Genomic DNA, 26,454 nt, shown 5'->3' with positions numbered 1-26,454 from the left:
CAGCACTGTAGCGGCAACCTGAGATGGGGTAGAGCAAAGGTTATCGACAGGATGTTGCGGAATTATGGACACAGTACACGTAGTAGTGCTTACGAAGGCTGCAATCTCTTGATCTTTAACATCAGTGAGATTGATTCCGGCAAAAGATCCTCCTGCATTAAGATCGGCACTCTCAATTTTCTCGTGGATTCTTCCCATGACCGATCTGTCCGCGTTCCCGATTACCCAAAAATGGCCGGCTCAATACCCCGAGTGGATCCAGCTTTACTCCTTGCCGACCCCCAACGGCGTCAAGGTGTCGATCATGCTCGAAGAGATCGGACTGCCCTACGAACCGCATCGTGTGGGCTTCGACACCCATGATCAGATGTCCCCCGAATTTCTTTCGCTGAACCCCAACAACAAAATCCCGGCAATCCTCGACCCCCACGGTCCGGGGGACCAACCCCTGGCGTTGTTCGAGTCCGGGGCGATTCTGATCTACCTGGCCGACAAGAGCGGGCAACTGCTGGCCCAGGAATCGGCGGCGCGATACGAGACCATTCAGTGGCTGATGTTTCAGATGGGCGGCATCGGGCCGATGTTCGGCCAGCTCGGTTTTTTCAACAAATTCGCCGGCAAGGACTACGAGGACAAACGTCCCCGCGACCGCTACGTCGATGAAAGTAAACGCCTGCTTAATGTGCTCAATAACCGCCTGGAAGGGCGCGACTGGATCATGGGCGAGCGCTACACCATTGCGGACATCGCGACTTTCCCTTGGGTGCGCAACCTGATCGGCTTCTATGAGGCCGGCGAGCTGGTGGGCATCGACGACTTCAAGAACGTTACGCGGGTGCTGGAGCGCTTTCTGGCGCGGCCGGCGGTGACGCGCGGGCTGGAAATTCCCAAGCCAAACGCTTCGATTTGATCAAGACCAAGGAAGGCCATGCACTCATTCGATTTCAAGCAAGTAGATGTCTTCAGCCGTGTTGCGCTCAAGGGCAATCCGTTGGCGGTGGTGTTCGGCGCCGATGAGCTCAGCGATGAGCACATGGCGTCGTTCGCCAGCTGGACCAACCTCAGCGAAACCACATTCATACTCGAACCGCGCGATCCTCGCGCCGATTATCGCGTGCGGATCTTCACCACCCTGAACGAATTACCGTTTGCCGGTCATCCGACACTGGGCACCTGCCATGCGTGGCTGGAGGCCGGTGGCGTGCCCAAGGGCGAAGAAATCATTCAGGAGTGCGGCGTGGGGCTGGTGCGGGTTCGTCGACAAGGGACAGAGCTGGCCTTTCTCGCACCGCCATTGCTCAAAACCGGGCCAGTGGAGGCGGATGTGGTGGAACGGGTGCGGCGGGGGCTCGGGCTGGAATCGGGGGCGATTGTGCGCACTCAGTGGGTCGACAACGGTGCCGGATGGCTGGCCGTGATGGTCGAGGATCGCCAGCAGGTGCTGGACCTGCAACCGGATCATTCGCAAATGCTCGGCCTGGCCGTCGGTGTCATCGCGCCATGGCATCCCGAGCGCGATGGCGATGACGCACAATTCGAAGTGCGGGCGTTTATCTCCGGCGACGGCATGCCGGAAGACCCCGCGACCGGCAGCCTGAACGCCGGAATTGCCCAATGGTTGCTCAGAGATGGACTGGCGCCGGCGTCCTATGTGGTCAGCCAGGGCCTGTCCATGGGGCGCGCCGGACGCATTCAGGTCGAGCAAGTGGGCGACGAGATCTGGATCGGCGGCGCGGTGGTGACCTGCATCAGCGGAACCTTGAATCTGTAGCGCCGAGCGTCGCGGCCTAACGGTTACTCGCCGCCAGTTTGATCCCGAACCCGACCAGCGCCATGCCGGCGACGCGGGACGCGATTTTTCGCGCCATGGGGATGGCTTTCAAACGACGGGCCGCGGCATTGCCCAGCAGAACCAGCAGACCCTGATACAGCGCGCTGATGAACGAAACATGCAGCATCATCGCGACCAGGGTCAGGCTGGAGGCATCGGGGCGAATGAACAGCGGAAAAAACGCCACAAAAAACAGGATGACCTTGGGGTTGGTCAGGCTCACCGCCAGGGCCGTGCGAAAGTAGTCCCGGGCCGACCGTTTCGGCTCCAGCCCCGCTGAATCTCGAGTCGCTGGCGCGCGCAGCAATTGCACGCCGATCCAGCACAAGTACGCGGCGCCGAACCACTGCAGCATCTGGAACAGCAGGGGATTGGCCTGCATCACGGCCGCCAGGCCGATGGCCGCCGCAATCATGTACGTCGCATCCCCCAGCAGCGTGCCGCCCACGGCGCCGAACCCGGCCCCCAGGCCATTGCGGGCGGTGGCGTTGAGAATGGCGAAGGTGCCTGGCCCCGGCACTAACTGGAAGATCAGAATCGCGGCAAGGAAGCTGCCGTAGTTTTGGATATCAAACATGCTGCGTCACTCCTTGTGTTGGTTTTGCTCAATCCTGAACGTTGTCTTCAGCTGGCGCAATGAGGTGGGATTATTGCCGGGCCCGTAACAAAGTCTTCCACAATCGATGTTTGTGCCCCTGACCGTTGAGGGAATAAGCTTTGGCCCCCTACGACTTTCGTCTCGTCCTCCGTTTTTCAGGAACCCCTCATGTCCAGTCAGTTCCCCGAAGCACGTCCACGCCGTCTGCGCCGCAATGCGAGCCTGCGCAGCCTGTTCCAGGAAACCGAGTTCAGCTTGAACGATCTGGTGCTGCCGATTTTCGTCGAGGAAGAGATCGACGACTTCGTACCGATCAAAAGCATGCCCGGCGTGATGCGTATTCCGGAGTCGAAACTGGCGGGTGAGATCGAGCGTTATGCCCGGGTCGGGATCAAGTCGGTGATGACGTTCGGCGTGTCGCACCATTTGGACGGCAACGGCAGCGATACCTGGAGCGACAACGGTCTGGTGTCGCGCATGTCGCGCATTGCCAAGGACGCCGTGCCGGACATGATTGTGATGTCCGACACCTGCTTCTGTGAGTACACCGACCACGGCCATTGCGGCGTGCTGCACAACCATGAAGTCGACAACGACCAGACCCTGATCAACCTCGGCAGGCAAGCGGTGGCCGCGGCCCGTGCCGGCGCCGATGTGATCGCCCCGTCGGCCGCAATGGACGGGCAGGTTCAGGCCATTCGCCGGGCGCTCGATGAAGCAGGTTTCAACCAGACCGCGATCATGGCCTATTCGACCAAGTTTGCCTCGGCGCTCTACGGTCCGTTCCGTGAAGCCGGCGGCAGCGCGCTCAAGGGCGACCGCAAAAGTTATCAGATGAACCCGATGAACCGCCGCGAAGCCGTGCGCGAATCACTGATGGACGAGCAGGAAGGCGCCGACGCGCTGATGGTCAAACCGGCCGGCGCGTACCTGGACATCATCCGCGACATCCGTGAAGCCTCGCGTTTGCCGCTGTCGGCGTATCAGGTGAGTGGCGAATACGCGATGATCAAATTCGCCGCCCAGGCCGGGGCGATCGATGAGGATCGCGTGGTGCGTGAGAGCCTTGGGGCGATCAAGCGGGCTGGGGCGGATCTGATCTTCACTTACTTCGCAATGGACCTGGCGCTGGCCGGGATCTAAGTATCACTGCAGATTAAATGTGGGAGCGAGCAAGCCCGCTCCCACATTTCTACGGTGTTGAGTCAGTGGGCGCCGAAAAACGGTTTGATTCCGTGATCCCGGAAGTACCGCTCGATCACCTTGGGATCGGCAGAGTTGTCGGCAATCGCCACATACGTATCCGGCCGCAACAGGTAAAACCCGTTGCGTCCCAGGCCAGCCGCTTCAAACGCCGGCCGCCAGTCAAACACATGCAACGGCAAATGATGTTCGTGGCACCAGGCGATCATTTCGTCGCTGGTGTCGCCATACACATGCACCTGCCAGGTCGTACATTTCAGCGATTCAAAATTGTCGCCCTCACCGTCGTGAGCCCAAGGCAGGCGGTCGCCACCGTGAACATGACCGGCAACACCCGTGCTCAACGGCATCCCGCGATAATTCAGGGTGATCTGCGACACCGTGCGAAACAGGAATTCGCGGGACGCCTCAAACGATGCCATTTTCGGAATCACGAACGGCGCCAGGCGCGTGCGCAGCAAATCGGCCATGCGCCCTTCGGCCGTGACAAAAGTGAACACCCGATCAGTGGTGGCGACCAGTCTGCGGGCAAACGCGATGCGTTCGGTTTCGTAAGTGTCGAGGAGTTTGGCTTCAGCGCCGCCGCTCAACACCGCCGCGAATTTCCAGGCGAGGTTGATGGCATCGCCAATGCCGGTGTTCATGCCCTGGCCACCGGCGGGGCTGTGGACGTGGGCGGCGTCACCCAATAGAAACGCGCGCCCGGTACGAAAATGATCTGCCACCCGATGATGCACGCGGTAGGTCGAGAACCAGTTCAGTTGCTCGATCTTTACTTTCATATGCTCGATGGCCCGGCTGCTGACGTCTTCAAATTGCAGGGTGTCGGCTTGCTCGGCCCGCTCGTCGCGTACGGTCCCGATCAGACGGGCGCGGCCTGTACCGGCCAAGGGAAATACCGCGAGAAAATCCGCTTCATCGAGATCCACATGCAGTTCGCCGTTGAACGTCGGCCCGCTGGCCTGCACGTCGGCGACGTAGAAAATCTGTTGGTAGGTGCCGCCGGGAAATCCGGTGTCCAGAGTCTTGCGCACGATCGACCGGGCACCGTCACAACCTGCCAGATAGCAAGCCTGGCAGGTTTCCTCCTGACCATCGGGCAAGCGCAGATAGGCGGTGATGCCGTCACCGTTTTCCAAGAAACTCTCCAGCACCGTGTTGCGCTCCACCTTGATGCCAAAGGCTTCGAGGCGGTCTATCAGCAGCCGTTCGTGTTCGTCCTGAGGATAGATTTCGAGGAACGCATAGGGCGTCAGGCCTTCGCCGATGCGGCTCAGCGGCAAGCGCGCCACAGGTTCGCCCTTGACCCAGAAGTTCGCCGCGGCCACTCGATGACCGTTCTGCACCACCGCATTGCTGAGGTCGAGCTGGCGATACAGCTCCAGCGTCCGCGCCTGGACGGCCAGCGCCCGCGACGTGGTTCCGGGTGTCGACGTCTTGTCGATGATGCGCACTTGCACGCCAAGTTTGCTCAGCCACAGCGCCAACACCAGCCCGGTCGGGCCGGCGCCGATGATCAGAACGTCGCTACGGTTCATCAGACTGTCCTCCTCGGTGTGTGGCACAAGTATGGTTCAGCCGGGACGGACGGGCAGGTTGTCTGCCAAACGGAAAAAGGTCCCGCGCTGCGATGGGGAACAGCAGGGGGCGGCGAGAGTCATAGCCTGCGCCATGCCATTGATCGTATGGTTAACCCGGCTCAACGGATTTGATGGAGCAACATGCAAGCCAATCGATTGATGATGAGCGTCGCCGCGCTGCTGGTGTTGGCCGGTTGCGGTACTCAGCGCACGCAAGAGCTTCCTGCGCGCAAGCCTGCCGAGGTCAAGGCCGAGATCGTGCGTCTGCTGCCGGCCAAAACCACTGATCGCCAGGGCTGGGCTACCGATATTTACGCAGCATTTGCTGCCCAGAACATTTATCCATCCACCCAAAACCTGTGCTCGGTACTGGCGGTCACCGAGCAGGAGTCGACCTTTCAGGTGGACCCACCGGTACCGGGCCTGGGCAAAATCGCCCGCGAGGAGATCGACCGCCGTGCCGACAAAGCCCACATTCCGGGCCTGCTGGTGAGCGGTGCGCTGCAGGTGAGTTCATCCAACGGCAAAAGCTACAGCGACCGCCTCAATGCGGCGCGCAGCGAAAAAGAACTCAGCGCGATCTTCGATGACTTCATCGGCATGGTGCCCATGGGCAAGACGCTGTTCGGTGGGTTCAACCCGGTGCATACCGGTGGGCCGATGCAGGTCAGCATCGATTTCGCCGAGGAACAGGCGAAGGCGTATCCGTACCCGGTGAGCGGTTCGATCCGTCATGAAGTGTTCACTCGTCGCGGCGGCCTGTACTTCGGTATCGCCCACTTGCTCGGCTATCCGGTGAGCTACAAACAACCGCTGTATCGCTTTGCCGATTTCAATGCCGGTTGGTACGCCAGTCGCAATGCCGCGTTTCAGAACGCGGTGAGTCGCGCGTCGGGCATACCGCTGGAGCTGGATGGTGACCTGGTTCGTTACGATTCGATCATGCCTGGCACCACGGAATTGGCGGTGCGTACCCTCGGCAAGCAACTGGGCATGCGCAATCCGACTATTCGGGATCAATTGGAGGAGGGCAAAAACTTCGAATTCGAGGACACCCAGCTCTATGCACGGGTTTTCGCCCTGGCCGAAAAGGCGGAAGATCGGCCATTCCCGCGTGCGGTGTTGCCGGGGATTGCGCTGCAAAGCCCGAAAATCACCCGCAAACTCACCACGGCATGGTTTGCCAAGCGGGTCGATGAGCGTTATCAGCGTTGCATGGCACGGGCCGGCAAGTGACCGAGCGCAAAAAACAGGCGTAAAAAAACCCGGCTGATAAGGCCAGGTTTTTCATTGAGTACCGCGGTAAAACCATTCATTTATACAGCGCGGCTTTCGATCAGACGATCCGAACCACCTTCGGCAACGCGGTTTTCGATCAGACGATCCGAACCACCTTCGGCAACGCGGTTTTCGATCAGACGATCCGAACCACCTTCGGCAACGCGGTTTTCGATCAGACGATCCGAACCACCTTCGGCAACGCGGCTTTCGATCAGACGATCCGAACCACCTTCGGCAACGCGGCTTTCGATCAGACGATCCGAACCACCTTCGGCAACGCGGTTTTCAATCAGACGATCCGAACCGCCTTCGGCGACAACCGGGTGAACAGAGGTAGCGGCGAAAGCGTTAACTGCAAAAACCGAGAAAGCGATGCTGAGGATAGTTTGGCGTTTCATGATGGTGTGCTCCGGGGTGTAGTTGTTTGGTATGGAGCCGATGTTACGCCGCGGATTTTTTATGAGAACTTCATTGCCGTGATGGTGAACATCGACGGCAATGATAGGAAGGGCGACGCACCCCTCGTGTGCGTGATGTTTCAGTTCAACGACTCACGTGCGCCGGCGAACAAACTTGCGCCACAACCAGACCCACAGCATGAACAGCGGGAAGGCCAGAATCAGGAAGGGCAGGGCATAGCTGACTTTCTCCAGCGCATCGGCCGCGCCATCGGCCAGGTTGTCCAGCAAATTGCTGAACGCTTGACTCAGGTGCGACGAGCGACTGCTGGCGTCGGTCGGCAGGAACGACAGCGTGACCCGATTGGTGTCCAGGCGGCGCTGGTGTCCGGCGGCGATCTGGGCCAGGGCTTGCAGGTCGTTTTCGATCCCGGCCTGCTCTTTGCTCAAGGTAATCAGATCCGTGACGCTGATGTCTTTGCGGGTCGCCAACTCATCCAGACGTTGCTGCTGAGCCTTGAGCCGTTCTTGACGCCGACGCGTGTCGTCCACGGCATCGGCCAGGTCTTCGGCACTGGTGATTCGTTGACCCAGTTCCCCACCCTCGGCCGCCATCGTGACCAGCGGTTCGACGCCAGCGGGGGCAATGCGCAAAGTGATCTCGGCGCGGCCGGCGCCTTGCTCGATACGCAGAACGTTACAGGCCCCGAAGCGTGCGGTTTCGCAGGCCTCACGTGTGGCCTGCAAGCGCGGCCCGATTTGCGCCTGGGGCAGCAACAGTTGCAGTTCGTGCTCATAGGCAAGCATGGCGCCACCGCGCCCTTGTTCACCGGCTAGACTGGTCGATGACGAGTGTTCGCTCGGCGAGCAGCCACTCAGGGCCAGGCCTGCCAGAAGAAACCCATAGAGACGAAGAAGCGGGGGGAGACCGCCATCCTGTTGGCGCATGTTCTTTCCTTGAAGTGTGCAGTAGGGCTTGAACCGCGACGGGTAGTCATGAGTGCGGCCCGGGAGGCGTATCTTACCTTTATCGCCCGGCCCGATGGCAGGGAACGTGCCTCGTGCCCACTCGTCTGCTGACTCTATTTTCGTTTCGCCAGGAGCGCGCGATATGTACCAGCTATACGGACACCAGAACTCCGGCGCTGCCGCGATAGAAGCGGCACTGGAGCTTTGCGAAATCCCTTACCGCTTCATCGACGTTGAAGCCTCTGCCGAGGCGACTCACGCGCTGGAGAAACTCAATCCGCTCAAGCAGATTCCAACGCTGCAATTGCCCGATGGCAGCGTTCTCACCGAGAGCGCGGCGATTCTGATTCACCTGGGGCTCACGTTCCCCAAATCAAACCTGTTGCCGAAAGACACCGCCGCGCGGGATCAGGCCATTCGAGGCCTGGTGTACATCGTCAGCAATTGCTATTCGGCCATTGGCGTCATCGACTACCCCGAGCGCTGGTTGGCCGAGGCGGATGAATCGTCCAGGCAAAACCTCATGATCGGCGCCCGCGCGCGACTGCACAGGAATTGGGAGGTGTTTGCTGATCAGTTTTCGGGCGATTTGTACTTGGGCGACGAGACGCCGGGGGCGCTGGATGTGCTGGCGGGTGTGGTGTCCAGATGGGCGGGCAGTCGGGAACATTTACGCAGTGCAAGGCCCGGGTTTTTCGCGTGGCTTACGCGCATCGACCGGCACCCGACATTGGCACCGGTCTTCGCGCGGCATTGGCCGGATTGATCTATTCGCCGCGGATGTACTGCTCCAACTGGCGAATCAGCTCAGCCTGTTCGGCGATGGCCTCCTTGACCAGGTCGCCGATCGACAGCAAGCCGATCAATGTGCCGTTTTCCACCACCGGCAAGTGGCGCAGGCGTTTGTCGGACATGATGCCCATGCAGGTTTCGACGGTTTGATGGGTGTCCACGGTGATCACCGGCGACACCATGATGTCTTCGACCGGCGTACCGACGGAGGAGCGGCCCTTGAGCACGAGTTTGCGCGCATAGTCACGCTCGCTGATGATGCCGACGACCTCGCCATTCTTGACGACCGGCAAGGCACCGACGTTTTTCGCGGCCATGACCATCAGCGCTTCCAGCACCATTTGATGCGGTGCAATGGTGTGGACTTCATGATTCTGTTCAGCCTTTAACTTCAGCAGTTGGGCGACGGTTTTCATGGCAGTTTCTCAGGTGTTGTCGTTGTCCTTGAAGAATCGTAGACACGGGCGCTGAGGGCAAGGGAGAAAGCGGCAGATAACACGCAAAAAACGCCATTCAGCGGTTTTTCTTTCGAATATCTCCGTACCAGGTCGATAAACACCTGCAATCTGGCTGCGACTTCAAGAACCACCCCTCACCCCACGGGGGAGGGGGGAAAGGGAGCCGATCTTCATGTTTTTCAAACCTTGAGTTCAACTCGGTAATTCAGGTCGATGTAGCTCTAAGAACACCTCGGTCAGTCCCCTCTACCCCGTGGGGAGAGGGTTAGGGTGAGTGGTGGTTCTAAAGGCTGCCAAATCCATAAGCCTCCACGCTTTCCACCCGCAATGGCGCGTAGAATTGCGACCTGAATCAAATGTGAGGTTGCAGTGGTGGATTTACAGCGGGGCTTCGTCCTGACCCGGCATTGGCGCGATACCCCGGCCGGTACGGAAGTCGAGTTCTGGCTGGCGACCGACACCGGTCCCCAGCGGATCCGCCTGCCTCATCAACCGTCGGTGGCGTTCATCCCCGCCGCCCAGCGCGAGCAGGCCGAAGCGCTGCTGCGCGGCGAAAAGAACGTCGAGCTGCGGCCGTTGGCATTGCTGGATTTCGAGCACCGCCCGGTACTTGGTCTGTATTGCCAGCAGTACGGCCAGTTGATACGTCTGGAAACCGCGCTGCGCAAGGCTGGCGTCGACATGTTCGAAGCCGATGTGCGCCCGCCGGAACGCTACATGATGGAGCGTTTCATCACCGCACCGGTCCGGTTCAGTGGCACGCCGAACGCCGAAGGCCTGCTGCTCGATGCGCAAATGAAACCCGACCCCGACTATCGCCCGAGCCTCAGGCTGGTCTCCCTGGACATCGAAACCACCGCTCAGGGCGAGCTGTATTCCATCGCCCTGGAAGGCTGCGGCGAGCGCCAGGTCTACATGCTCGGCCCGCCCAATGGCGACGACAGCGAAGTGGATTTCCAGCTCGAATACTGCGATTCCCGAACCTTGCTGCTGAAAAGACTCAACGAGTGGTTCGCCCACCATGACCCCGACGCGATCATCGGCTGGAACGTCGTGCAATTCGACCTGCGCGTGCTCCACGAACACGCCCGGCGTCTGGCGGTGCCGCTGAAACTGGGGCGTGGCGGTGAGGAAATGCAGTGGCGCGAACACGGTAGCCGCAACCATTACTTCGCTTCGGCTGCTGGCCGGCTGATCATCGACGGCATCGAATCCCTGCGCTCGGCGACCTGGAGCTTCCCCTCGTTCAGCCTGGAAAACGTCGCGCAAACCCTGCTTGGCGAGGGCAAGTCGATCGACAACCCATACCAGCGCATGGACGAAATCAACCGCATGTTCGCCGAGGACAAACCGGCCCTGGCCAAGTACAACCTCAAGGACTGCGAGCTGGTGACGCGGATTTTCGCCAAGACCGAGCTGCTGACCTTCCTGCTGGAGCGGGCCAGCGTCACTGGTTTGCCGGCGGATCGCAGTGGCGGCTCGGTGGCGGCGTTCACGCACCTCTACATGCCGCTGATGCACCGCCAGGGTTTCGTCGCGCCGAACCTTGGCAACAAGCCTGCGCAGGCCAGCCCCGGCGGCTTTGTCATGGACTCGCAACCGGGCCTGTACGAGTCGGTGCTGGTGCTCGACTACAAAAGCCTCTATCCATCGATCATCCGTACCTTCCTCATCGACCCGGTGGGCTTGATCGAGGGGCTTAAACATCCCGATGACAGCGAGTCGGTGCCAGGCTTTCGCGGTGCACGTTTTTCCAGAACCCGGCATTGCCTGCCCGCCATCGTCGCCCGAGTCGCCGAAGGTCGCGAAACCGCCAAGCGCGAACACAATGCGCCGCTGTCCCAGGCCCTGAAAATCATCATGAACGCCTTTTACGGTGTGCTCGGATCCAGCGGCTGCCGCTTCTTCGATACACGCCTGGCGTCGTCCATCACGCTGCGCGGCCACGAAATCATGCTGCGTACGCGACAGCTGATTGAAGCCCAGGGCCACACTGTGATTTACGGCGACACTGACTCGACCTTCGTCTGGCTGCGCCGTGCCCATGGTCAACAAGAAGCCGCACAGATCGGCCGCGCGCTGGTGGATCACGTCAACCAGTGGTGGCGCGAGCATGTGCAGCAGGAATACGGTCTGGACAGTGCGTTGGAGTTGCAGTTCGAAACCCACTACAAGCGCTTTCTGATGCCGACCATTCGCGGCGCCGAGGAGGGCAGCAAGAAGCGCTATGCGGGGCTTGTGACCCGCGCCGATGGCACCGACGAAATGGTCTACAAAGGCCTGGAAACCGTACGCACCGACTGGTCGCCGCTGGCCCGGCAGTTCCAGCAGGAGCTGTACCTGCGCATCTTCAATCGCAAACCCTATCAGGATTATGTGCGCGACTACGTGCGCAAGACGTTGGCGGGGGAGTTCGACGATCGCCTGATCTACCGCAAGCGCCTGCGCCGCACCCTCGATGACTATCAGCGCAATGTGCCGCCCCACGTGCGGGCCGCGCGGATTGCCGATGAGTACAACGACCAGCAGGGCCGTCCGCGGCAATACCAGAACGGTGGCTGGATCAGTTACGTGATCACCGTCGCCGGGCCCGAGCCGCTGGAAATCCGCAGCGCGCCCATCGACTACGACCACTACGTCTCCCGCCAACTGCAACCGGTGGCGGACGCCATTCTGCCCTTCGTGGACGACGACTTTTCAACCTTGGTGGGTGGGCAGTTGGGCCTGTTTTGAATCCAGTAGCAACAACGTCCAGTCATCCAGGATGCCGTGGAAATACTGATCAAGTGCTCGATGAAAGTCGCTGTTGGCGCCGGCAACCTGGGCAAACAGCGTCATGGAAGAATGAAACTTGAGATTGTCGGGGTGACCGAAGATGGCCGCAATCGAGCTGTTTTCGATGTTCAGCACCAATTGCGTGCAGGTGCGCAACCGTGAACCCAGCAGCGGATGATTGAGGTACGCCTCGGCTTCCTCTTTGGAACGAATGGCAAAGTGGCGGGACATCTCGCTGCCGCCCAATCCTGAGAATTGCGGAAAGATGAACCACATCCAGTGACTGCGCTTGTGACCGGCGTTCAGCTCGGCCTGGACCCGTTTGAACACCGGGTCCTGCGCCTGGATAAAGCGTTGCAGATTAAAGGAATCGTCCTGATCAGTGCTTCTCATGCCGAAGCCCTCTGACAGACAGCGATGGCTCAGACCATGGCCAACCGCTGTTTGCGTTGTGGTGCGCGAAACGCCTGGTCCAGCGCCTCCAGATCCCCAGTCTCCAATTGCAATTGCGCCGCTTGCGCGTTGAGTTGTACGTGCTCGGGTCGGATCGCTTTGGGGATGGCGATCACGCCTTCCTTACGCAGCATCCATGCCAGTGCTACCTGGGCCGGCGTCACCCGGTGACGAGCGGCTATTTGTTTGAGGGTTGTATGGTTCAGCATAGGCCCACCCTGACTGATCGGACAGTAGGCCATGACCGGCATTTGATGCTGGCGGCTCCAGGGCAACAGATCAAACTCGATGCCGCGTTCTTCCAGGTTGTAGAGCACCTGATTGGTGGCACAGGCCGGTGAGGCCAGTTCCTCCAGGTCGTCGACATCAAAATTGGAGACGCCCCAGCGACCGATCTTGCCTTCTTCGCGCAAGCGTTCGAAGGCTTCGACCGTTTCTTCAAGGGGATACTGGCCGCGCCAGTGCAGCAGGTACAGATCGATGTAATCGGTATCCAGCCGCCGCAGACTGCGTTCGCACGCCTGGGGGATGCCTTTGCGGCTGGCGTTGTGCGGGTACACCTTGCTGACCAGAAACACTTCGTCACGCCTGCCGGCGATGGCTTCACCGACCACTTCCTCAGCGCCGCCCTCGCCGTACATTTCAGCGGTGTCGATGAGGGTCATGCCGAGTTCGATGCCCTGGCGCAATGCAGCCACTTCCTGGGTGTGCCGGGAACGATCTTCGCCCATGCGCCAGGTGCCTTGGCCGATGACCGGTACCTTGACGCCGGCCAGTTCGAGGGTCCGCATTCAAACCTCCTTTCTGAATTTCGATCGATACATCAGTGGGCAGCAGAATAGCCCGAGGGTTCCGCCGCTAAATCAAAAGATCGCAGCCTTCGGCAGCTCCTACACCGGACCAGTCCATCCGTGATATCGCGGGTGGACCCTGGCTTGGTAGGAGCTGCCGAAGGCTGCGATCTTTTGACCTTTTTTATTGGGCAGAAAACTTCATCACAGTGCTCTGGGCATAGGTCTTGCCCGGGTCCAGGCGCGTGGACGGAAAGGTCGGCTGATTCGGCGAATCCGGATAGTGCTGGGTCTCCAGCGTGAACGCGCCCCAGTGCGGATAGACCTTGCCAGACTTGCCCTTGACCGAACCGTCGAGGAAGTTGCTGGTGTAGAACTGCACGCCGGGTTCGGTGGTGTAGAGCTGCAAGCGACGACCGGATTGCGGATCGCTGACCTCGGCGGCGAGCTGGCCCACATCACCCATGGCGTTCAGCACCCAGTTGAAATCGAAGCCGCCCTGTTTCGGTTCGGCAAATTTCAACTGTGGGTGATCGGCCTTGATGTTCTTGCCAATGGCGGTCGGTTGGGTGAAGTCCATCGGTGTGCCAGCCACCGGGGCCAGTTCACCGGTCGGGATCAATTTTCCGGTGACCGGCGTGTAATGACTGGCGTGCAGGGTGGCGAGCTGTTTCAGCACATCACCGTTACCGGCGCCAGCCAGGTTGAAATAGCTGTGATTGGTCAGGTTCAACACTGTGGCTTTATCGGTGGAAGCCTTGTAGTCGATGCGCAACTCGTTTTGCTCAGTGAGGCTGTAGGTGACCTCGGTTTTCAGGTTGCCGGGGAAGCCCATTTCACCGTCCGCCGACAGGTACGTCAGGGTCACGCCGACCGAATCCTTGCCGTTGCTCGGTTGGGCTTTCCAGACGTCTTTGTCAAAACCCTGAGGGCCGCCGTACAGCGAATTGGAACCGTCGTTGAGCGGTACCTGATAGCGCTTGCCGTCCAGTTCGAAAGCACCGTTGGCCAGGCGATTGCCGAAGCGCCCGATGGTCGCACCGAAGTACGCCGTGCCGCTCTGATAGCCCTGCACGTTATCGAAACCGAGCACCACATCGTCGAGCTTGCCGTTTTTGTCCGGCACTTTCAGCGACTGCAGAATGCCGCCGTAGGTAATGACCGTGGCGGTCAGGCCATGGCTGTTGCGCAAGATGTATTGCTCGACGGGCGTGCCGTCATTGGTTTTGCCGAAGGCCTTGTGTTCGCTGGACAGGCCGGCGGCCTGGGCGCAGAGGGTGGCGATCATCAGGGACAGTCCAAGGCCGCAGAGTGGGTATCGGGATTGAAGCATGGTTGACCTTCCTTTTTGTTGTTTTTAACGAAGTAGTCATACTAATAATCGCGTTTCAATGCGATCAAGGAAGGATTTATAGCTTATGTATGAACTGTTGCAATTATAAAGTATGACTAATTTGGCGATCCTCTTAACGGTTGCCAGTGCTTACGGACCGCCGGCACCGCACTTTTCAAGGATTCACGGCTCTATCCTTGGCCAGCCTGCGGCGAATCCCCACCGCCGGCCCATGCCCAAGTTCAAGAACCCATGGCTCGAGTTTTACCCCTCACCACCCCGCTAATCCGCCGCCATTGCCTGCTGTTGGCCTGCTTGTCGATGCTCGTAACCTCCGGGTGCAGTCAGCAGCAGGGCAGCGACATCGTCAGCCAGTTCCGTGAAGGCAAACCCCAGGAATTCCTCCAGACCAGCGTCGACCGCATGGCAACCCTGACGATGCGCGACAACCTCGACAGCCTCTACCTGCTGATGAGCAAGCTCTACCTGCGCAACCCGGACGAGCTGAAAAAATCCGGTTTCCTCGACGCCCGCACCGCTGGCAAGCAAGTGCGCATGGCCATCGAACAGCAACAACCGCTGCCGACCCTGGGTGGCAAAAAAGACCTGGCAGCGCTGAGTTATGCCATGAGCCCGGAGTTTCTCGGCGACCGCGTCGGTGCCTTCATCTATGCCATCGGCAGCATGCTCGTCACCGCCCACGGCAATCGGATCGAGTTCTACATGACCGATGCGATCAATCCGACGTTCGTCAGCAACGCTGCCCGCAACATCGAGAAAGCCACCTGGATACTCAGCCAGCGACAAAGCAAGAACGGCGAGCCTTTGCTGTTCTCCAACGAAATCTCGGAGGAGGGCAGCAACCTGAGTTTCGCGGTGGAGTTCGGCAAGATCGTCGCGCGGCTGGATTTGCTGACGCAGATGCTGGACGAGCGTTACCGACGGATCGGTCTGAACTACGCGCAGAGTTTGCTGTTTTTGAATTTCTTGCCCGTGCAGTAAACGAAAAAGTGCATAAATATAGATCGCATCGATATAACTGGTTATAAGAAAAATCGCTATGCTGCGGACCAGATTTTTCATGCGTTTTTTGTGGGCGTGTTAATGGAATTCGGTAATTTCGGTTTAGTCGTGGCAGGTCTGGTGGTCGGCTTTATTGTCGGGATGACCGGGGTGGGTGGCGGTTCTTTGATGACCCCCATTCTGTTGTGGTTCGGCGTCAATCCGGCCACCGCGGTGGGGACGGATTTGTTGTACGCGGCGATTACCAAGTCCAGTGGCGTGCTGGTTCATCGAAAGAACAAGAACATCGACTGGGCCATTACCGGTTGGCTGACCCTCGGCAGTGTGCCGGCGGTGGCGCTGACGCTGTGGTTCCTGAGCACCTTGCAAACGTCGCCCGAGGCGATGAACGCGGTCATCAAACAGGCGTTGGGCTTTGTGCTGTTTGCCACGGCGCTGGCGATTTTCTTCAAGAAACGCCTGCTCGATTTCGCCCACAAACGTGCGGGCGGTCATTACAACCCCAGCGGCAAGCGCTTGAATGCGCTGACCGTGATCACCGGTCTGGTCCTCGGCACTATGGTTGCCCTGACCTCCATCGGCGCTGGCGCCCTGGGCACCGTCGCGTTGTTCATTCTCTATCCGCTGTTGCCGACCCGCCGCCTGGTGGGTACGGAAATCGCGCACGCCGTACCACTGACCCTGGTTGCCGGCCTCGGCCATGCGAGCATGGGCAACATGGATTGGCACGTGCTGGGTTATTTGCTGATCGGTTCGCTGCCGGGGATTTACCTGGGCAGCCACCTGACGGGCCGTATCTCCGATGAAGTGCTGCGGCCTTGCCTGGCCACGATGCTGGTGCTGATCGGGTACAAACTGGCGTTCTGATTCCGCCCGTTCCAGAAACAAACCACCTCCTGCACCGCATTGGTGCTACGGTGGAAAGCCAGCCTTCATTCACCTTGAATGACCTGTCGGCATTTTCCCGTGATCGACTAGAGGTGGCACGTGTCCACGCCAATCGCCGAGTATCAAAGCCACGAAGCCGGGTATTGCTTCGACACACTGTCGTGACCGCCCCGTCCAAAAGCCTGCCGCTGATCCTCAGTGAACTGCGCACCGCCACGACCCGGCAGCATCTGGTGCTGGAAAAGCGCATTCCGTTTTTCACCGCCGATTTATTGCTCTACACCCGCCTGATCGAGGCCTACTACGGTTTTTATCGGCCGCTGGAAAACCTGCTGTTCCCGGTGGCGACGGACATTCCCGGCCTGGACTGGCTGATGCGCAGCAAAACCCCGTCGCTTGAAGCCGATCTGTATGCCTTGGGTCTGGACGCTGCCGCCATCGATGCCATCCCCCTCTGCCCATTTTCCCTTCAGCCCCGCTCCATTGCCGATGTGCTGGGCGTGTTGTACGTCCTGGAAGGCGCGACGCTGGGTGGGCAATCGCTGCGCAACGGCCTGTACTCGCGCCTGGGCATCGATGAACACACGGGCGGCCGGTTTTTTTCGGTGTACGGCCCGTCGACCTTGCTGATGTGGCGCGGTTTCCTGGCGTGTCTGTATGAGGTGTGTGGTCCCGTTGAACGAGCGAAGTCGGTGGTTGCGGCCCAAGCGACTTTCGAGACCTTCGAAGGTTGGCTCGAGCGCTGCGAGGTATTGGTATGAACCGCCTCACCGATGAGCAACTCGACGCCGCGCTCGCCGAATGCGCCAGCGAAGCGATCCGGATTCCGGGGTCGATCCAGCCCCATGGCGTTCTGCTGACCCTGAGTGAGCCTGAGTTGATCATCCAGCAGATCAGCCGCAATTGTGCTGCGTTGCTCGGTCAGACGGCGGCGGCTTTATTGCAGCAACCGTTGACGCTGCTGTCGGGTGCTACGGCGACAGAGCAGGTTCGTCAGGCGCTGCTGTTGAATGACCTGGAGGACGCCAATCCGTTGTTGCTGGAGATAGAGGGGCAGCGGTTCAACGGATCGCTCAACCGACGTGACGGTGTGATTATTCTTGAGCTGGAGCCGTTGCACGACGCTACACCAGACAACACCGCCATCCTGCTTCGGGCTCTGCGACGGATGCAGGCAGCCAGCACGCTGGAGGACTTGTACACCGTCAGTGTCGATGAAATCCGCCGCCTGACCGGCTTCGACCGGGTGATGATTTATCGTTTCCAGCCGGCGGGGCATGGGCAAGTCATCAGCGAGGCGCTGGGCGGTGTTCTGCCCGGTTACCTGGGGCAATGCTTCCCCGCCTCGGACATTCCGGCGCAGGCGCGTGAGCTGTATCGCCTGAACTGGATCCGGGTGATCCCGGATGCGCGTTATGTGCCGGTGCCGATTCTTCCGGTGTTGCGCCCTGACACGGGGCAGCCTCTGGATCTGGGGTTTTCGGTCCTGCGCAGCGTGTCGCCAGTGCACTGCCAGTACCTGGAAAACATGGGCGTGCGGGCCTCCATGAGCCTGTCGCTGCTGGAGAGCGATCAGCTTTGGGGGCTGATCACGTGTGCCCATCCTGAACCGTTGCTGGTCAGTCACTCGGTGCGCACGATGTGCGCCGCGATCGCCCAATTGCTCAGCGTGCAGATCACGGCCCTGCAAACCCGGGACGAACAGCGTCAGCGTGAACAGAAATCCCGGCTGATCACTGAACTGACCACCGCGATGCGCCTGGCTGATAGGGGTGTGCTGGAGGGGCTGCTCAACCACCCGGCGCAATTGCTGGACCTGACCGAGGCCAGTGGCGTCGCCGTATTGATCGAAGATCGCTTGCAGTTGTTCGGTGAGTGCCCGACGGTCGAGCAGGTACGCGCCCTGTACCTGTGGGTGCGCGAGCGATGCCTGGCAAGCGGCGAGCCGCTGTTGACTGACCACCTGCAAGGCTTGCACGGTGCCAGCGCGCGCTACAGCGACGTGGCCAGCGGTCTGCTGGCTTTCGTACTGCCCAAGCCTGTGGACAACGGCGTCCTGTGGTTCCGCCCGCAACTGCGCTCCAGCATGAAGTGGAGCGGCAATCCTGATGAGCATTTCAGTGCCGGGACCGACAACCGTCTGCAACCGCGTACCTCCTTTGCGCTGTGGGAACAGCAAGTGGAGGGCAGGGCGCGTGAATGGAGTACGGCGGATGCTTATGCGGTCAGGGAACTGCGCCGCAGTGCCATCGAAAACGACCTCGCCCGTCAGGTGCTCCGCGAGCATCAAGCGGTCCGCGAGCGTGATGAGTTAGTGGCGGTGGTGTCCCATGACCTGCGCAATCCCATGACCATCATCATCATGCAATGCGGAATGATGCAGCGCCTGGTTGCCAAGGACGAAGGCAAGCATACCGTGCGGATGAGCGCGGCCCTGGGCACCATGGAAGAAGCCACCGCAAGGATGAACACCCTGATTGTCGATTTGCTGGACAAGTCGAAACTCGATGCAGGCAAGTACCCACTCGCGTGCAGGCCGCTGGATGTGGTCGATTTGCTTCAGGAAGCCTGTTCGTTGCTGGTGACCCTCACGTCCGACAAAAACATCGAGCTCAACTGCAGCAGTTCTGAAGGGTTGAGCATCGATGCTGATCCCGAGCGGTTGTTCCAGGTGTTGTCGAACCTGTTGGGCAACGCGATTAAATTCACCTCCTCGGGCGGGCGTATCGACCTCAGCGCCCGCCAGGAAAACGGCAAGGTGCTGATCTCGGTACGCGACAATGGCGGCGGTATCCACGCCGTGCATTTGCCGCACATCTTCGAGCGCTACTGGTCGATTCGTGACGGAAATCCCAACGGCAGTGGCCTGGGTTTGTACATCTGCCGCAGCATCGTGCAGGCCCATGGCGGAGAGCTTTGGGCCGAGAGCGAGCCGGGGGTTGGCAGCGTCTTCACCTTTTCCATTCCGGCGTTGGTGATGGGCGAGGCTTAGGCCCGGGTCAGAATTTCCAGCAGATGCCCGTCCGGGTCATCGAAGTAAACTCGCCGGCCACCGCCGTAATCGTTGATCTCGTTCGGTCGTTGTTTGCCGGGGTCGGCCCACCAGGGTTGCTTTCGGGCTTGCAGGCGGGCGAAGGCCGCATCGAAGTCGTCGTCACCGATCAAAAACGCGTAATGCTGGGAGGCAATCGGCGGGTCATTGTCGTAGAAGTCCAGCGACACACCGTTGTCGAACTTGACGATCAGCATCGGGCCGAAGGGTTCAGGGCGGGGCAGGCCGAGGATGTCTGCCAGATAGTTGGCTGATGTCTGCTTGTCGCGACACCAGACGATGGTGTGGTTCAACTGAGCGCTCATGCACGGGTCCTCACGGCGGATCAGGGCGTCGTTATTGAGCTATGAGATTAGCTCAGCCTGTTGCGCAATGACCGCCCTGACCTAAGCTTGGGGCAAGGCGAGACATAATTGCGTGCGTCACCCGGAACGAACGCCGCGATGCGCAATCATTAGAGCGTGGATATCAAAAGGAGATGCGCATGCTCATCAGGTCATTGATCCTGACTACCCTGCTGGCTTTCGCCGGCCCCTTGTTTGCCGCCGATGATGGCTCACCTCTGGATATTGACAAGGGCAGGGCCCGGCCACTGATTGTGATTGCTCCCAGCACGGTTGACCCGGTCTGGGTGGGCCTGAAAAAGTCGCTGGACGATCCAGCCAACAAGGAGGGTGTCGCCCAACGCAATATCAGGGTGTACACCGTGCTGAACATGTTCGGTCAACTCGACGGCAAGGATCTCGGCCAACAGGACACCATGGCACTGATCCGTTCGCTGAAACTCGGCGCGGGGGCGTTACCCAAAGTCATCCTGGTGGGCAAGGACGGCGAGAAGAAGTTCGAGAGTTCGGGGGATGAATCAAAATCGGTCAATTTGAAGAAAATCTTCGATACCATCGACGCCTTGCCAGCGACTGAGAAAGAAGCCGCAGCGCCGGCGGTCGTGATGCCCGTTGTAGCGGAACCTGCCGCCAAGGGTGCCAAAGGTGCAAAACCGGGCAAACCGGCGAAGCCTGCCAAACCCCCTGAAATGCCGGATGATTAAACGCAGACTTTTGGAGCAGCCGAACGCAGGCTGCGCCAACTGCTACAACAATGAAAAATGGGCGACCTCAAGAGGTCGCCCATTTTGTTTGCTCGGCAGTTGCTAAAAAAACCGGGTGTTCCGGGGGGAGATGTATTGGCTTCTATTGGTCTCGGAAGTTTCCTGCAAGTTCTGTCGGTCTTGATGAACTGGTTTCTGTCAGAGAGCACCGCTAGCCTTCGTCAGCCACCGCAAAATCGCGGTCGGACGTGGGAATCCGCGACACTGAGGGATCCAGGGACGAAAACACCAATGGCACAACAAGGAGCCTCGTCTGTGAAAAAGTTCAGCAAGCATCAACCGCAAACCCCGACCGATGCCGATCATCCCGATCCCGCGAAGCCGTGTGAATCCGCAAAAGGCGCAGTCACCCGAAGCCCCGGGCGTCCCGCCACGACCCAGCAGGTTTTCACTGTTGCCCCCGGTGTCGACACACTGACCCTGCTGAATCAGGCCTGCGAAAACCTTGCCTCCCTGAATGTCCTGATTGCGAGTTTTGCCGGGATACTGGAAGGCTCGAACCGCAAGGTACTGCTGTCGATTCAGCATTTGGCGGCGGTCACTGAGTTGTTGGTGAATCAGGCACGGGAAAATCTTGATCCTAGAAGCGATGTACCTGACGCTCAGCCGCCGACTCGGCATTGAGCTGACGCAGTAACGACAATGGGCGACCTCAAAGGGGTCGCCCATTTTGTTTGCCTATTAGAGATCTAGTTGCTCCTGGTTACTTCGCCAGTGCACTCAATATCGTATGAGCAATCTTGATCCGCTCAGGGTTCGGGTAGTTTTTGTTGGCCAGGATCACAATGCCGATGTCTTTCGACGGCACGTACGCCACGTAGGCACCGAAGCCGCTTGTTGAGCCGGTTTTGTTGATCAGCACGCTTTCCGGTTGAGGTTGCGGCGGGGTCAGCCACTGGACTTCGTGAGCCTCCATCGCCATCTGCGTCGAGTTACCCGCCAGCAATGTATCGAGGGTGACCGGATAGCGGTAGAACTCCCATCCGAGGCCTTGAGTCATGTCGCCGACCTTGTAGTAACCGGTATGTGTCGTGGCGATTGCTCGTTGCATCGGGTCTTTGAGGCTGGCCGGCTTCATGTTCGCCTCAACATACCGAATCATGTCCGCAGCGCTGGTTTTTACGCCATAAGCCTCCGAATCCAGTGCCCCCGGCCCGACTCGCACCGGTTTGTCATCCTTGTTGTAACCCTGAGCGTAAAGCCCCATTTGAGCCTGCGGCACTGTGAGGTAGGTGTGTTTCAACCCGAGTTTCGGCAGCAGGGTTTTTTCCATCACGTCATCAAACGGCGCGCCCATGCTTTGGGCTGCCAGATAACCGAACAAGCCCAGGCTCGGGTTCGAATACAGCCGATGGGTGCCAGCGGCATAGGTCGGTTTCCACTGCTGGAAATAGCCGAGCATCTTGTCCGGTGCATCGGCCTCGTCGGGGAATTGCAGCGGCAGGCCACCGGCGCTGTAGGTGCCCAGTTGCAGCACGCTGATGTTATCGAACGCGCTGCCACGCAGTTCCGGCAGCACGCTGCTGGCCTTGTCCGACAGGGACAGTTTGCCGGAGGCCTGAGCGTAGGCGGCGAGGGTGGCGGTGAAGGTTTTGCTTACCGAACCGATCTCGAACAGGGTGTTTTCAGTGACGGGTTGTGCGCTCTCTTTCGAAGCCACGCCGTAGTTGAAGTAATACGGCTTTCCGTTGACGGTCACGGCCACGGCGATTCCGGGAACGGCCTGGGCTTGCATGACCGGTCGTACGGCGGCATTCACCACCGTTTCGATTTGATCCTGTGCGACACATTGGCCAGTGGCGAGCAGCGCCACGCAAACGGCGAGAGTTTTCAGCCTATCCATGTTGGTTTGGTCCGTCAGTGATTCAATTGCGCGCTATTTTAGGGTGTTAAACGCAACCTTCCGAACGGTTTTTAAACCCGACCGCCTTTAGGCGAGCCGGGCTGATTGTTAACAGGCCAGGCGCGACCGCTGAATCAGCGCACCAGACACGGCCGCTTGTTATCGAATTTCCATCCGGGAATCAGAAACTGCATGGCCACGCTGTCATCCCGCGCACCCAATCCCATGCCTTTGTACAACTCATGAGCCTTGGCCAGTTGATCCATGTCCAGTTCGACGCCCAGCCCTGGTTTCTTCGGCACCTGTACGCAGCCGCCGACGATTTGCAGCGGCGCTTTGGTCAGGCGCTGGCCGTCCTGCCAGATCCAATGCGTATCGATGGCGGTGATTTCACCCGGCGCGGCGGCCGCGACGTGGGTGAACATGGCCAGGGAAATATCGAAGTGGTTGTTGGAATGCGAACCCCAGGTCAGGCCCCATTCATTGCACATCTGCGCCACGCGGACCGAGCCCTGCATGGTCCAGAAGTGCGGGTCGGCCAGCGGAATGTCCACTGATTGCAACTGGATCGCGTGGCCCATTTCCCGCCAGTCGGTGGCGATCATGTTGGTCGCGGTTTTCAGGCCTGTGGCACGACGGAATTCAGCCATGACTTCCCGGCCTGAATAACCGTTTTCCGCGCCGCATGGGTCTTCGGCGTAAGCCAGTACGTGATGCTGATCCCGGCACAGGCGAATGGCTTCCTTGAGTGACCACGCGCCATTCGGATCGAGGGTAATGCGCGCATCGGGGAAGCGTTCGGCCAGGGCGGTGACGGCTTCGATTTCTTGATCGCCACTGAGCACGCCGCCCTTGAGTTTGAAGTCCTTGAAACCGTAGCGAGCGTGGGCGGCTTCGGCCAGACGCACCACGGCGTCGGCGGTCATGGCTTTTTCGTGACGCACGCGGAACCAGTCGTTGTCGGCGTCCGGCTCGCTGCGGTAGGCCAGGTCGGTTTCGTCGCGATCACCGACATAAAACAGATAACCGAGCATCTTCACTTCATCACGCTGCTGACCTTCGCCGAGCAGGGCGGCAACCGGTACGTCCAGGTGCTGACCGAGCAGATCGAGCAGGGCGGCTTCCAGGCCGGTGACGGCGTGGATGGTGATGCGCAAATCGAACGTCTGTAACCCGCGACCGCCGGCATCGCGATCGGCGAAGGTCTGGCGCACTTGATTGAGGATCTTCTGGTAAGTGCCGATCGGGCTGCCGACCACCAAGGAGCGAGCATCTTCGAGGGTCTGGCGAATGCGCTCACCGCCCGGTACTTCACCGACGCCGGTGTGACCGGCGTTGTCCTTGAGGATCACGATGTTGCGGGTGAAAAACGGCCCGTGAGCACCGCTCAGATTGAGCAACATGCCGTCGTGGCCGGCCACCGGAACAACCTGCATGCTGGTGATGATCGGGGCTTTGGCGGTTTCTTGTGTGTTCATTGTCATGTCCTTCAAAACAGTGCTCTTACATGAGTGTTCAGGCGTGATTGGGCGCTGGTTTGGCCAGTGCAGCAGCAGGTGCGGATTTCGGTTTGTTGCGTGCGGCGAAGACGATGATTGCGGCAATGATCGAGGTCGCGGCCAGGCCGTACAGCCCGCCCTGAATCGAACCGGTGCGTTCTTCCAGCAGGCCGAACGTGGTCGGCGCGACGAAGCCGCCGAGGTTGCCCACCGAGTTGATCAGCGCGATCACGCCGGCAGCGATCCGCGCATCCAGATAGGCCTGTGGAATTGGCCAGAACAGCGACGACGCCGATTTGAAACCCAGCGCAGCAAAGCAGATTGCAACGAAGGCGAAGATCGGCCCACCGGTGGTGGACATGAACATCCCGGCTGCTGCAATCAGCAGGGCCGCGGCGACCCACGCTTGTTGATGCTTCCATTTGGCCGACAGCGAAGCGAAGGCGTACATGCCGACGATCGACAGCAACCATGGAATCGAGTTGAACAACCCGACCTGAATATCGCTCAGGTCGCCCATCTTCTTGATGATGCTCGGCAGCCAGAAGGTCGCGGCGTAGATGGTCAATTGGATGAAGAAATAGATCAGGCAGAACAGGATGATCTGGCGATCCTTGAGCAGTGTGCCCAACGACGGCTTGATCGGGGTCGCGGCTTCGCGGGCCAGTTGTTCGTCGTCGATGGCTTTGACCAGCGCGTTTTGTTCGTCGCGGCTCAGCCATTTGGCGTCGTGGGGTTTGGAGTCCAGCCAGAACCAGACAAACACGCACAACCCGACCGAGAACATCCCTTCAATGAAGTACATCCACTGCCAGCCGTGCATCCCGAAACCGCTGATTTGCAGCAGTAACCCGGACAGCGGGCCGGAGATCAGCGAAGCAATCGCCGAACCGCTGAGGAAGATCGCAATCGCCTTGCCGCGTTCAACGCCAGGCAACCAGCGGGTGAAGTAGTAAATCACTCCGGGGAAGAAACCGGCTTCGGCCACGCCGAGCAGGAATCGCAGGATGTAGAAATGGGTTTCGTTCTGGATGAAGGCCATGCAAGCGGCGACCAGGCCCCAGGTCAGCATGATGCGGGTCAGCCAGATTCGAGCGCCGACTTTTTGCAGGAGAATGTTGGAGGGGACTTCAAACAGCGCGTAACCGATGAAGAACAGACCGGCGCCGAGGCCGTAGGCGGCAGCGCCGATGCCCAGGTCATGTTCCATGTGGGCGCGGACGAAGCCGATGTTCACACGGTCGATGTAGTTGACGATGAACATGATCACGAACAGCGGCAGAACATGGCGTTTCACTTTCGAGATGGCGGATTTCAGGACCGAATCGGCGCCATCGTTCATCCCGGATATGGATGTATTCACTGCGTTATCTCCCACTGATTATTTTTATGCGGGGTGTGACTGGGTGTTGCGTTGTTGATAGACATCATACAACTACGTTTTTTCATCACGCAAGAGTGATTGCCCAACAAAATGGCGCTTTATAGAGCGTTTGTTATTCTTTTTCCGTGATGTACGACCTTTATTGTGGTCTCGAATAGCCGATTTGTTGAGTGTTGTCATACAAGTAGGTGGGTGTTTTCTTGAGATTCCCATCGAGCGCAGTGCTACGATTCCGGTAGCCCTGCTTCCGGATGATCGCCATGCAAGAAGACCTCGACGCGCCTGCCCGCAAGCGCACCCACAACCTGGCCCATGACCTTGTCGCCAAACTGACCCAGAGCATCTTGCTCGGCCAGATGCTGCCCGGGGATAAGCTGCCGTCCGAGAACACGATTGTTCAGGAGCACGGGGTCAGTCGCACGGTGGTGCGCGAGGCGATCTCGAAGTTGCAGGCGTCCGGTCTCGTGGAAACTCGCCACGGCATCGGCACCTTTGTGATTGAACGAGCACCGGAGCAGGGGCTGCGGTTGAACGTCGATACCGCGCTGGGGGTGCGCAGCATTCTGGAGTTGCGCATGGGTCTGGAAACCCAGGCCGCCGCACTGGCGGCAACTCGTCGCACCGAGCATCAACTGACGCAGATGCGCGAAGCGCTGGATGACTATCAAAGCCTGCTGGCCAACAACGACAGCTGCGTCGAAGCCGACAAGCGCTTCCACCTGCTGATCGCCGAAGCCACCGGCAACGTGTGCTTCACCGAAATCATGCAGCACCTGGGCAGCGCCATGATCCCGCGCACCCGCGTCAATGCCGCCGAGCGCGGCGCAGTGGACTTGAGCAAGCTCGGCCAACTGGCCAACCTTGAGCACGAGGCGATTCTCAATGCGATCAAACGCCAGGATCCGGACGCGGCGCGGGCGGCCATGTGGCTGCACCTGACCAACAGTCGAGACCGGTTTTCGGCCGATCGCTGACCCTGCATTTTGTGGGCGCCAGTCTGGATCAGGCGCTGGTGAGGCCAATTGCTCGACGACACACTCAATCACCGGCTCGATGGCTAACGCCATATCGTCGACTCAGTTGGCTCTTGCTGTAACTGCCGCTAAGCCAGTCATGGATTAATTTCACTCGCTGATCCATCGGGGACTCTCGATTCCAGGGCATGGTCAGTACCTCCTGACCATGATTGATACCT

General features: G+C 59.5%; 25 protein-coding genes and 1 pseudogene. 13 read left to right on the top strand and 13 right to left on the bottom strand.

Annotated elements, in window-relative coordinates:
• Positions 1 to 196 precede the first annotated feature (196 nt).
• Both ABH912_RS11075 and ABH912_RS11070 read left to right on the top strand, forming a co-directional pair.
• A complete protein-coding gene (locus tag ABH912_RS11075) occupies positions 197 to 910 on the top strand; it encodes a glutathione binding-like protein (protein ID WP_429510658.1) in 714 nt (237 codons plus the stop codon).
• A gap of 18 nt (positions 911 to 928) precedes the next feature.
• The gene (locus tag ABH912_RS11070) at positions 929 to 1,771 is read left to right on the top strand and encodes a PhzF family phenazine biosynthesis protein (RefSeq protein WP_429510657.1); all 843 of its coding nucleotides are present in this window, start codon (positions 929 to 931) and stop codon (positions 1,769 to 1,771) included.
• 16 nt (positions 1,772 to 1,787) lie between these two features.
• On the opposite strand, the gene ABH912_RS11065 is transcribed toward ABH912_RS11070, so the two are convergent.
• Complete coding sequence (locus ABH912_RS11065; RefSeq protein ID WP_429510656.1) at positions 1,788 to 2,408, bottom strand: LysE family translocator; 621 nt, start codon at positions 2,406 to 2,408, stop codon at positions 1,788 to 1,790.
• Between the two features lie 189 nt (positions 2,409 to 2,597).
• On the opposite strand from ABH912_RS11065, the gene hemB reads away from it, so the two are divergent.
• Complete coding sequence (gene hemB, locus ABH912_RS11060) at positions 2,598 to 3,572, top strand: porphobilinogen synthase (RefSeq protein WP_429510655.1); 975 nt, start codon at positions 2,598 to 2,600, stop codon at positions 3,570 to 3,572.
• A 62-nt stretch (positions 3,573 to 3,634) separates the two neighbouring features.
• On the opposite strand, the gene ABH912_RS11055 is transcribed toward hemB, so the two are convergent.
• Positions 3,635 to 5,170: an FAD-dependent oxidoreductase gene (locus ABH912_RS11055; RefSeq protein WP_429510654.1), complete on the bottom strand. Its 1,536-nt coding sequence runs from the start codon at positions 5,168 to 5,170 to the stop codon at positions 3,635 to 3,637.
• A gap of 183 nt (positions 5,171 to 5,353) precedes the next feature.
• Here ABH912_RS11055 and ABH912_RS11050 point away from each other — a divergent pair, with 183 nt between their 5' ends.
• Entirely contained in the window at positions 5,354 to 6,448 is a 1,095-nt protein-coding gene (locus ABH912_RS11050; protein WP_429510653.1) for a DUF1615 domain-containing protein, read from the top strand.
• Between the two features lie 80 nt (positions 6,449 to 6,528).
• On the opposite strand, the gene ABH912_RS11045 is transcribed toward ABH912_RS11050, so the two are convergent.
• Positions 6,529 to 6,891: a hypothetical protein gene (locus ABH912_RS11045; protein WP_429510652.1), complete on the bottom strand. Its 363-nt coding sequence runs from the start codon at positions 6,889 to 6,891 to the stop codon at positions 6,529 to 6,531.
• Between the two features lie 153 nt (positions 6,892 to 7,044).
• A complete protein-coding gene (locus tag ABH912_RS11040; RefSeq protein WP_429510651.1) occupies positions 7,045 to 7,839 on the bottom strand; it encodes a DUF4349 domain-containing protein in 795 nt (264 codons plus the stop codon).
• A gap of 163 nt (positions 7,840 to 8,002) precedes the next feature.
• Here ABH912_RS11040 and ABH912_RS11035 point away from each other — a divergent pair, with 163 nt between their 5' ends.
• Positions 8,003 to 8,626 carry a glutathione S-transferase family protein gene (locus ABH912_RS11035; protein ID WP_429510650.1) on the top strand — a complete coding sequence of 208 codons (624 nt, stop codon included), beginning with the start codon at positions 8,003 to 8,005 and terminating at the stop codon, positions 8,624 to 8,626.
• Position 8,627: 1 nt separating this feature from the next.
• On the opposite strand, the gene ABH912_RS11030 is transcribed toward ABH912_RS11035, so the two are convergent.
• Complete coding sequence (locus tag ABH912_RS11030) at positions 8,628 to 9,068, bottom strand: CBS domain-containing protein (RefSeq protein WP_033057363.1); 441 nt, start codon at positions 9,066 to 9,068, stop codon at positions 8,628 to 8,630.
• 414 nt (positions 9,069 to 9,482) lie between these two features.
• Here ABH912_RS11030 and ABH912_RS11025 point away from each other — a divergent pair, with 414 nt between their 5' ends.
• Positions 9,483 to 11,843: a DNA polymerase II gene (locus ABH912_RS11025; RefSeq protein WP_429510649.1), complete on the top strand. Its 2,361-nt coding sequence runs from the start codon at positions 9,483 to 9,485 to the stop codon at positions 11,841 to 11,843.
• Here ABH912_RS11025 and ABH912_RS11020 read toward each other — a convergent pair.
• From ABH912_RS11020 to ABH912_RS11010, 3 genes are all read right to left on the bottom strand, one after another.
• Complete coding sequence (locus ABH912_RS11020) at positions 11,808 to 12,278, bottom strand: DUF1810 domain-containing protein (RefSeq protein ID WP_046056087.1); 471 nt, start codon at positions 12,276 to 12,278, stop codon at positions 11,808 to 11,810. The genes ABH912_RS11025 and ABH912_RS11020 overlap by 36 nt on opposite strands.
• A 29-nt stretch (positions 12,279 to 12,307) precedes the next feature.
• Positions 12,308 to 13,129, bottom strand: coding sequence for an aldo/keto reductase (locus ABH912_RS11015; RefSeq protein ID WP_429510648.1), 822 nt, complete (start codon positions 13,127 to 13,129; stop codon positions 12,308 to 12,310).
• Positions 13,130 to 13,313: 184 nt separating this feature from the next.
• Positions 13,314 to 14,462, bottom strand: a complete 1,149-nt coding sequence (locus ABH912_RS11010; RefSeq protein WP_429510647.1) for an aldose epimerase family protein — start codon at positions 14,460 to 14,462, stop codon at positions 13,314 to 13,316.
• A gap of 252 nt (positions 14,463 to 14,714) precedes the next feature.
• Here ABH912_RS11010 and ABH912_RS11005 point away from each other — a divergent pair, with 252 nt between their 5' ends.
• The 4 genes from ABH912_RS11005 (at position 14,715) to ABH912_RS10990 (ending at position 19,365) form a co-directional block, all read left to right on the top strand.
• Positions 14,715 to 15,464 (top strand): hypothetical protein, encoded by a 750-nt coding sequence (locus tag ABH912_RS11005; protein ID WP_429510646.1) that lies wholly within the window; start codon positions 14,715 to 14,717, stop codon positions 15,462 to 15,464.
• A 102-nt stretch (positions 15,465 to 15,566) separates the two neighbouring features.
• Positions 15,567 to 16,352, top strand: coding sequence for a sulfite exporter TauE/SafE family protein (locus tag ABH912_RS11000; protein WP_033057357.1), 786 nt, complete (start codon positions 15,567 to 15,569; stop codon positions 16,350 to 16,352).
• A gap of 182 nt (positions 16,353 to 16,534) precedes the next feature.
• Positions 16,535 to 17,134: a biliverdin-producing heme oxygenase gene (locus ABH912_RS10995; RefSeq protein ID WP_429510645.1), complete on the top strand. Its 600-nt coding sequence runs from the start codon at positions 16,535 to 16,537 to the stop codon at positions 17,132 to 17,134.
• Entirely contained in the window at positions 17,131 to 19,365 is a 2,235-nt protein-coding gene (locus tag ABH912_RS10990; protein ID WP_429510644.1) for an ATP-binding protein, read from the top strand. The genes ABH912_RS10995 and ABH912_RS10990 overlap by 4 nt, the downstream gene beginning before the upstream one ends.
• Here the strand turns inward: ABH912_RS10990 and ABH912_RS10985 are convergent.
• Positions 19,362 to 19,730, bottom strand: coding sequence for a VOC family protein (locus tag ABH912_RS10985; protein ID WP_429510643.1), 369 nt, complete (start codon positions 19,728 to 19,730; stop codon positions 19,362 to 19,364). The two genes, ABH912_RS10990 and ABH912_RS10985, sit on opposite strands and share 4 nt — an antisense overlap.
• A gap of 179 nt (positions 19,731 to 19,909) precedes the next feature.
• Here ABH912_RS10985 and ABH912_RS10980 point away from each other — a divergent pair, with 179 nt between their 5' ends.
• Positions 19,910 to 20,473: a DUF4174 domain-containing protein gene (locus ABH912_RS10980; RefSeq protein WP_429510642.1), complete on the top strand. Its 564-nt coding sequence runs from the start codon at positions 19,910 to 19,912 to the stop codon at positions 20,471 to 20,473.
• A gap of 315 nt (positions 20,474 to 20,788) precedes the next feature.
• On the top strand, positions 20,789 to 21,157 hold the full coding sequence (locus ABH912_RS10975) for a DUF6124 family protein (RefSeq protein WP_429510641.1): 369 nt from the start codon (positions 20,789 to 20,791) through the stop codon (positions 21,155 to 21,157).
• A gap of 79 nt (positions 21,158 to 21,236) precedes the next feature.
• On the opposite strand, the gene ampC is transcribed toward ABH912_RS10975, so the two are convergent.
• The 3 genes from ampC to ABH912_RS10960 form a co-directional block, all read right to left on the bottom strand.
• Complete coding sequence (gene ampC / locus ABH912_RS10970) at positions 21,237 to 22,376, bottom strand: class C beta-lactamase (RefSeq protein WP_429510640.1); 1,140 nt, start codon at positions 22,374 to 22,376, stop codon at positions 21,237 to 21,239.
• A 134-nt stretch (positions 22,377 to 22,510) separates the two neighbouring features.
• Positions 22,511 to 23,854 carry a glucarate dehydratase gene (gene gudD / locus ABH912_RS10965; RefSeq protein ID WP_429510639.1) on the bottom strand — a complete coding sequence of 448 codons (1,344 nt, stop codon included), beginning with the start codon at positions 23,852 to 23,854 and terminating at the stop codon, positions 22,511 to 22,513.
• A gap of 37 nt (positions 23,855 to 23,891) precedes the next feature.
• Positions 23,892 to 25,238 carry an MFS transporter gene (locus tag ABH912_RS10960; RefSeq protein ID WP_429510638.1) on the bottom strand — a complete coding sequence of 449 codons (1,347 nt, stop codon included), beginning with the start codon at positions 25,236 to 25,238 and terminating at the stop codon, positions 23,892 to 23,894.
• Between the two features lie 281 nt (positions 25,239 to 25,519).
• Here ABH912_RS10960 and ABH912_RS10955 point away from each other — a divergent pair, with 281 nt between their 5' ends.
• Positions 25,520 to 26,233, top strand: coding sequence for a FadR/GntR family transcriptional regulator (locus tag ABH912_RS10955; protein WP_429510637.1), 714 nt, complete (start codon positions 25,520 to 25,522; stop codon positions 26,231 to 26,233).
• A gap of 67 nt (positions 26,234 to 26,300) precedes the next feature.
• On the opposite strand, the pseudogene ABH912_RS10950 reads toward ABH912_RS10955, so the two are convergent.
• Positions 26,301 to 26,423: pseudogene (locus ABH912_RS10950) on the bottom strand (IS481 family transposase); the annotation flags it as partial.
• Between the last annotated feature and the right edge of the window lie 31 nt (positions 26,424 to 26,454).

Origin of the sequence: Pseudomonas sp. BT76 TE3572, from assembly GCF_050435365.1 — a bacterium.
Classification (GTDB): domain Bacteria; phylum Pseudomonadota; class Gammaproteobacteria; order Pseudomonadales; family Pseudomonadaceae; genus Aquipseudomonas; species Aquipseudomonas fluorescens_W.
This window is presented reverse-complemented; position numbering and strand designations above follow the sequence as displayed.

What these genes read in the sequence shown, in the direction of transcription:
- ABH912_RS11075 (WP_429510658.1), top strand. Translation starts at nt 197, where the DNA reads ATGACCGATCTGTCCGCGTTCCCGATTACCCAAAAATGGCCGGCTCAA.
- ABH912_RS11070 (WP_429510657.1), top strand. Translation starts at nt 929, where the DNA reads ATGCACTCATTCGATTTCAAGCAAGTAGATGTCTTCAGCCGTGTTGCG.
- ABH912_RS11065 (WP_429510656.1), bottom strand. Translation starts at nt 2,408, where the DNA reads ATGTTTGATATCCAAAACTACGGCAGCTTCCTTGCCGCGATTCTGATC.
- hemB (WP_429510655.1), top strand. Translation starts at nt 2,598, where the DNA reads ATGTCCAGTCAGTTCCCCGAAGCACGTCCACGCCGTCTGCGCCGCAAT.
- ABH912_RS11055 (WP_429510654.1), bottom strand. Translation starts at nt 5,170, where the DNA reads ATGAACCGTAGCGACGTTCTGATCATCGGCGCCGGCCCGACCGGGCTG.
- ABH912_RS11050 (WP_429510653.1), top strand. Translation starts at nt 5,354, where the DNA reads ATGCAAGCCAATCGATTGATGATGAGCGTCGCCGCGCTGCTGGTGTTG.
- ABH912_RS11045 (WP_429510652.1), bottom strand. Translation starts at nt 6,891, where the DNA reads ATGAAACGCCAAACTATCCTCAGCATCGCTTTCTCGGTTTTTGCAGTT.
- ABH912_RS11040 (WP_429510651.1), bottom strand. Translation starts at nt 7,839, where the DNA reads ATGCGCCAACAGGATGGCGGTCTCCCCCCGCTTCTTCGTCTCTATGGG.
- ABH912_RS11035 (WP_429510650.1), top strand. Translation starts at nt 8,003, where the DNA reads ATGTACCAGCTATACGGACACCAGAACTCCGGCGCTGCCGCGATAGAA.
- ABH912_RS11030 (WP_033057363.1), bottom strand. Translation starts at nt 9,068, where the DNA reads ATGAAAACCGTCGCCCAACTGCTGAAGTTAAAGGCTGAACAGAATCAT.
- ABH912_RS11020 (WP_046056087.1), bottom strand. Translation starts at nt 12,278, where the DNA reads ATGAGAAGCACTGATCAGGACGATTCCTTTAATCTGCAACGCTTTATC.
- ABH912_RS11015 (WP_429510648.1), bottom strand. Translation starts at nt 13,129, where the DNA reads ATGCGGACCCTCGAACTGGCCGGCGTCAAGGTACCGGTCATCGGCCAA.
- ABH912_RS11010 (WP_429510647.1), bottom strand. Translation starts at nt 14,462, where the DNA reads ATGCTTCAATCCCGATACCCACTCTGCGGCCTTGGACTGTCCCTGATG.
- ABH912_RS11005 (WP_429510646.1), top strand. Translation starts at nt 14,715, where the DNA reads ATGGCTCGAGTTTTACCCCTCACCACCCCGCTAATCCGCCGCCATTGC.
- ABH912_RS11000 (WP_033057357.1), top strand. Translation starts at nt 15,567, where the DNA reads ATGGAATTCGGTAATTTCGGTTTAGTCGTGGCAGGTCTGGTGGTCGGC.
- ABH912_RS10990 (WP_429510644.1), top strand. Translation starts at nt 17,131, where the DNA reads ATGAACCGCCTCACCGATGAGCAACTCGACGCCGCGCTCGCCGAATGC.
- ABH912_RS10985 (WP_429510643.1), bottom strand. Translation starts at nt 19,730, where the DNA reads ATGAGCGCTCAGTTGAACCACACCATCGTCTGGTGTCGCGACAAGCAG.
- ABH912_RS10980 (WP_429510642.1), top strand. Translation starts at nt 19,910, where the DNA reads ATGCTCATCAGGTCATTGATCCTGACTACCCTGCTGGCTTTCGCCGGC.
- ampC (WP_429510640.1), bottom strand. Translation starts at nt 22,376, where the DNA reads ATGGATAGGCTGAAAACTCTCGCCGTTTGCGTGGCGCTGCTCGCCACT.
- gudD (WP_429510639.1), bottom strand. Translation starts at nt 23,854, where the DNA reads ATGAACACACAAGAAACCGCCAAAGCCCCGATCATCACCAGCATGCAG.
- ABH912_RS10955 (WP_429510637.1), top strand. Translation starts at nt 25,520, where the DNA reads ATGCAAGAAGACCTCGACGCGCCTGCCCGCAAGCGCACCCACAACCTG.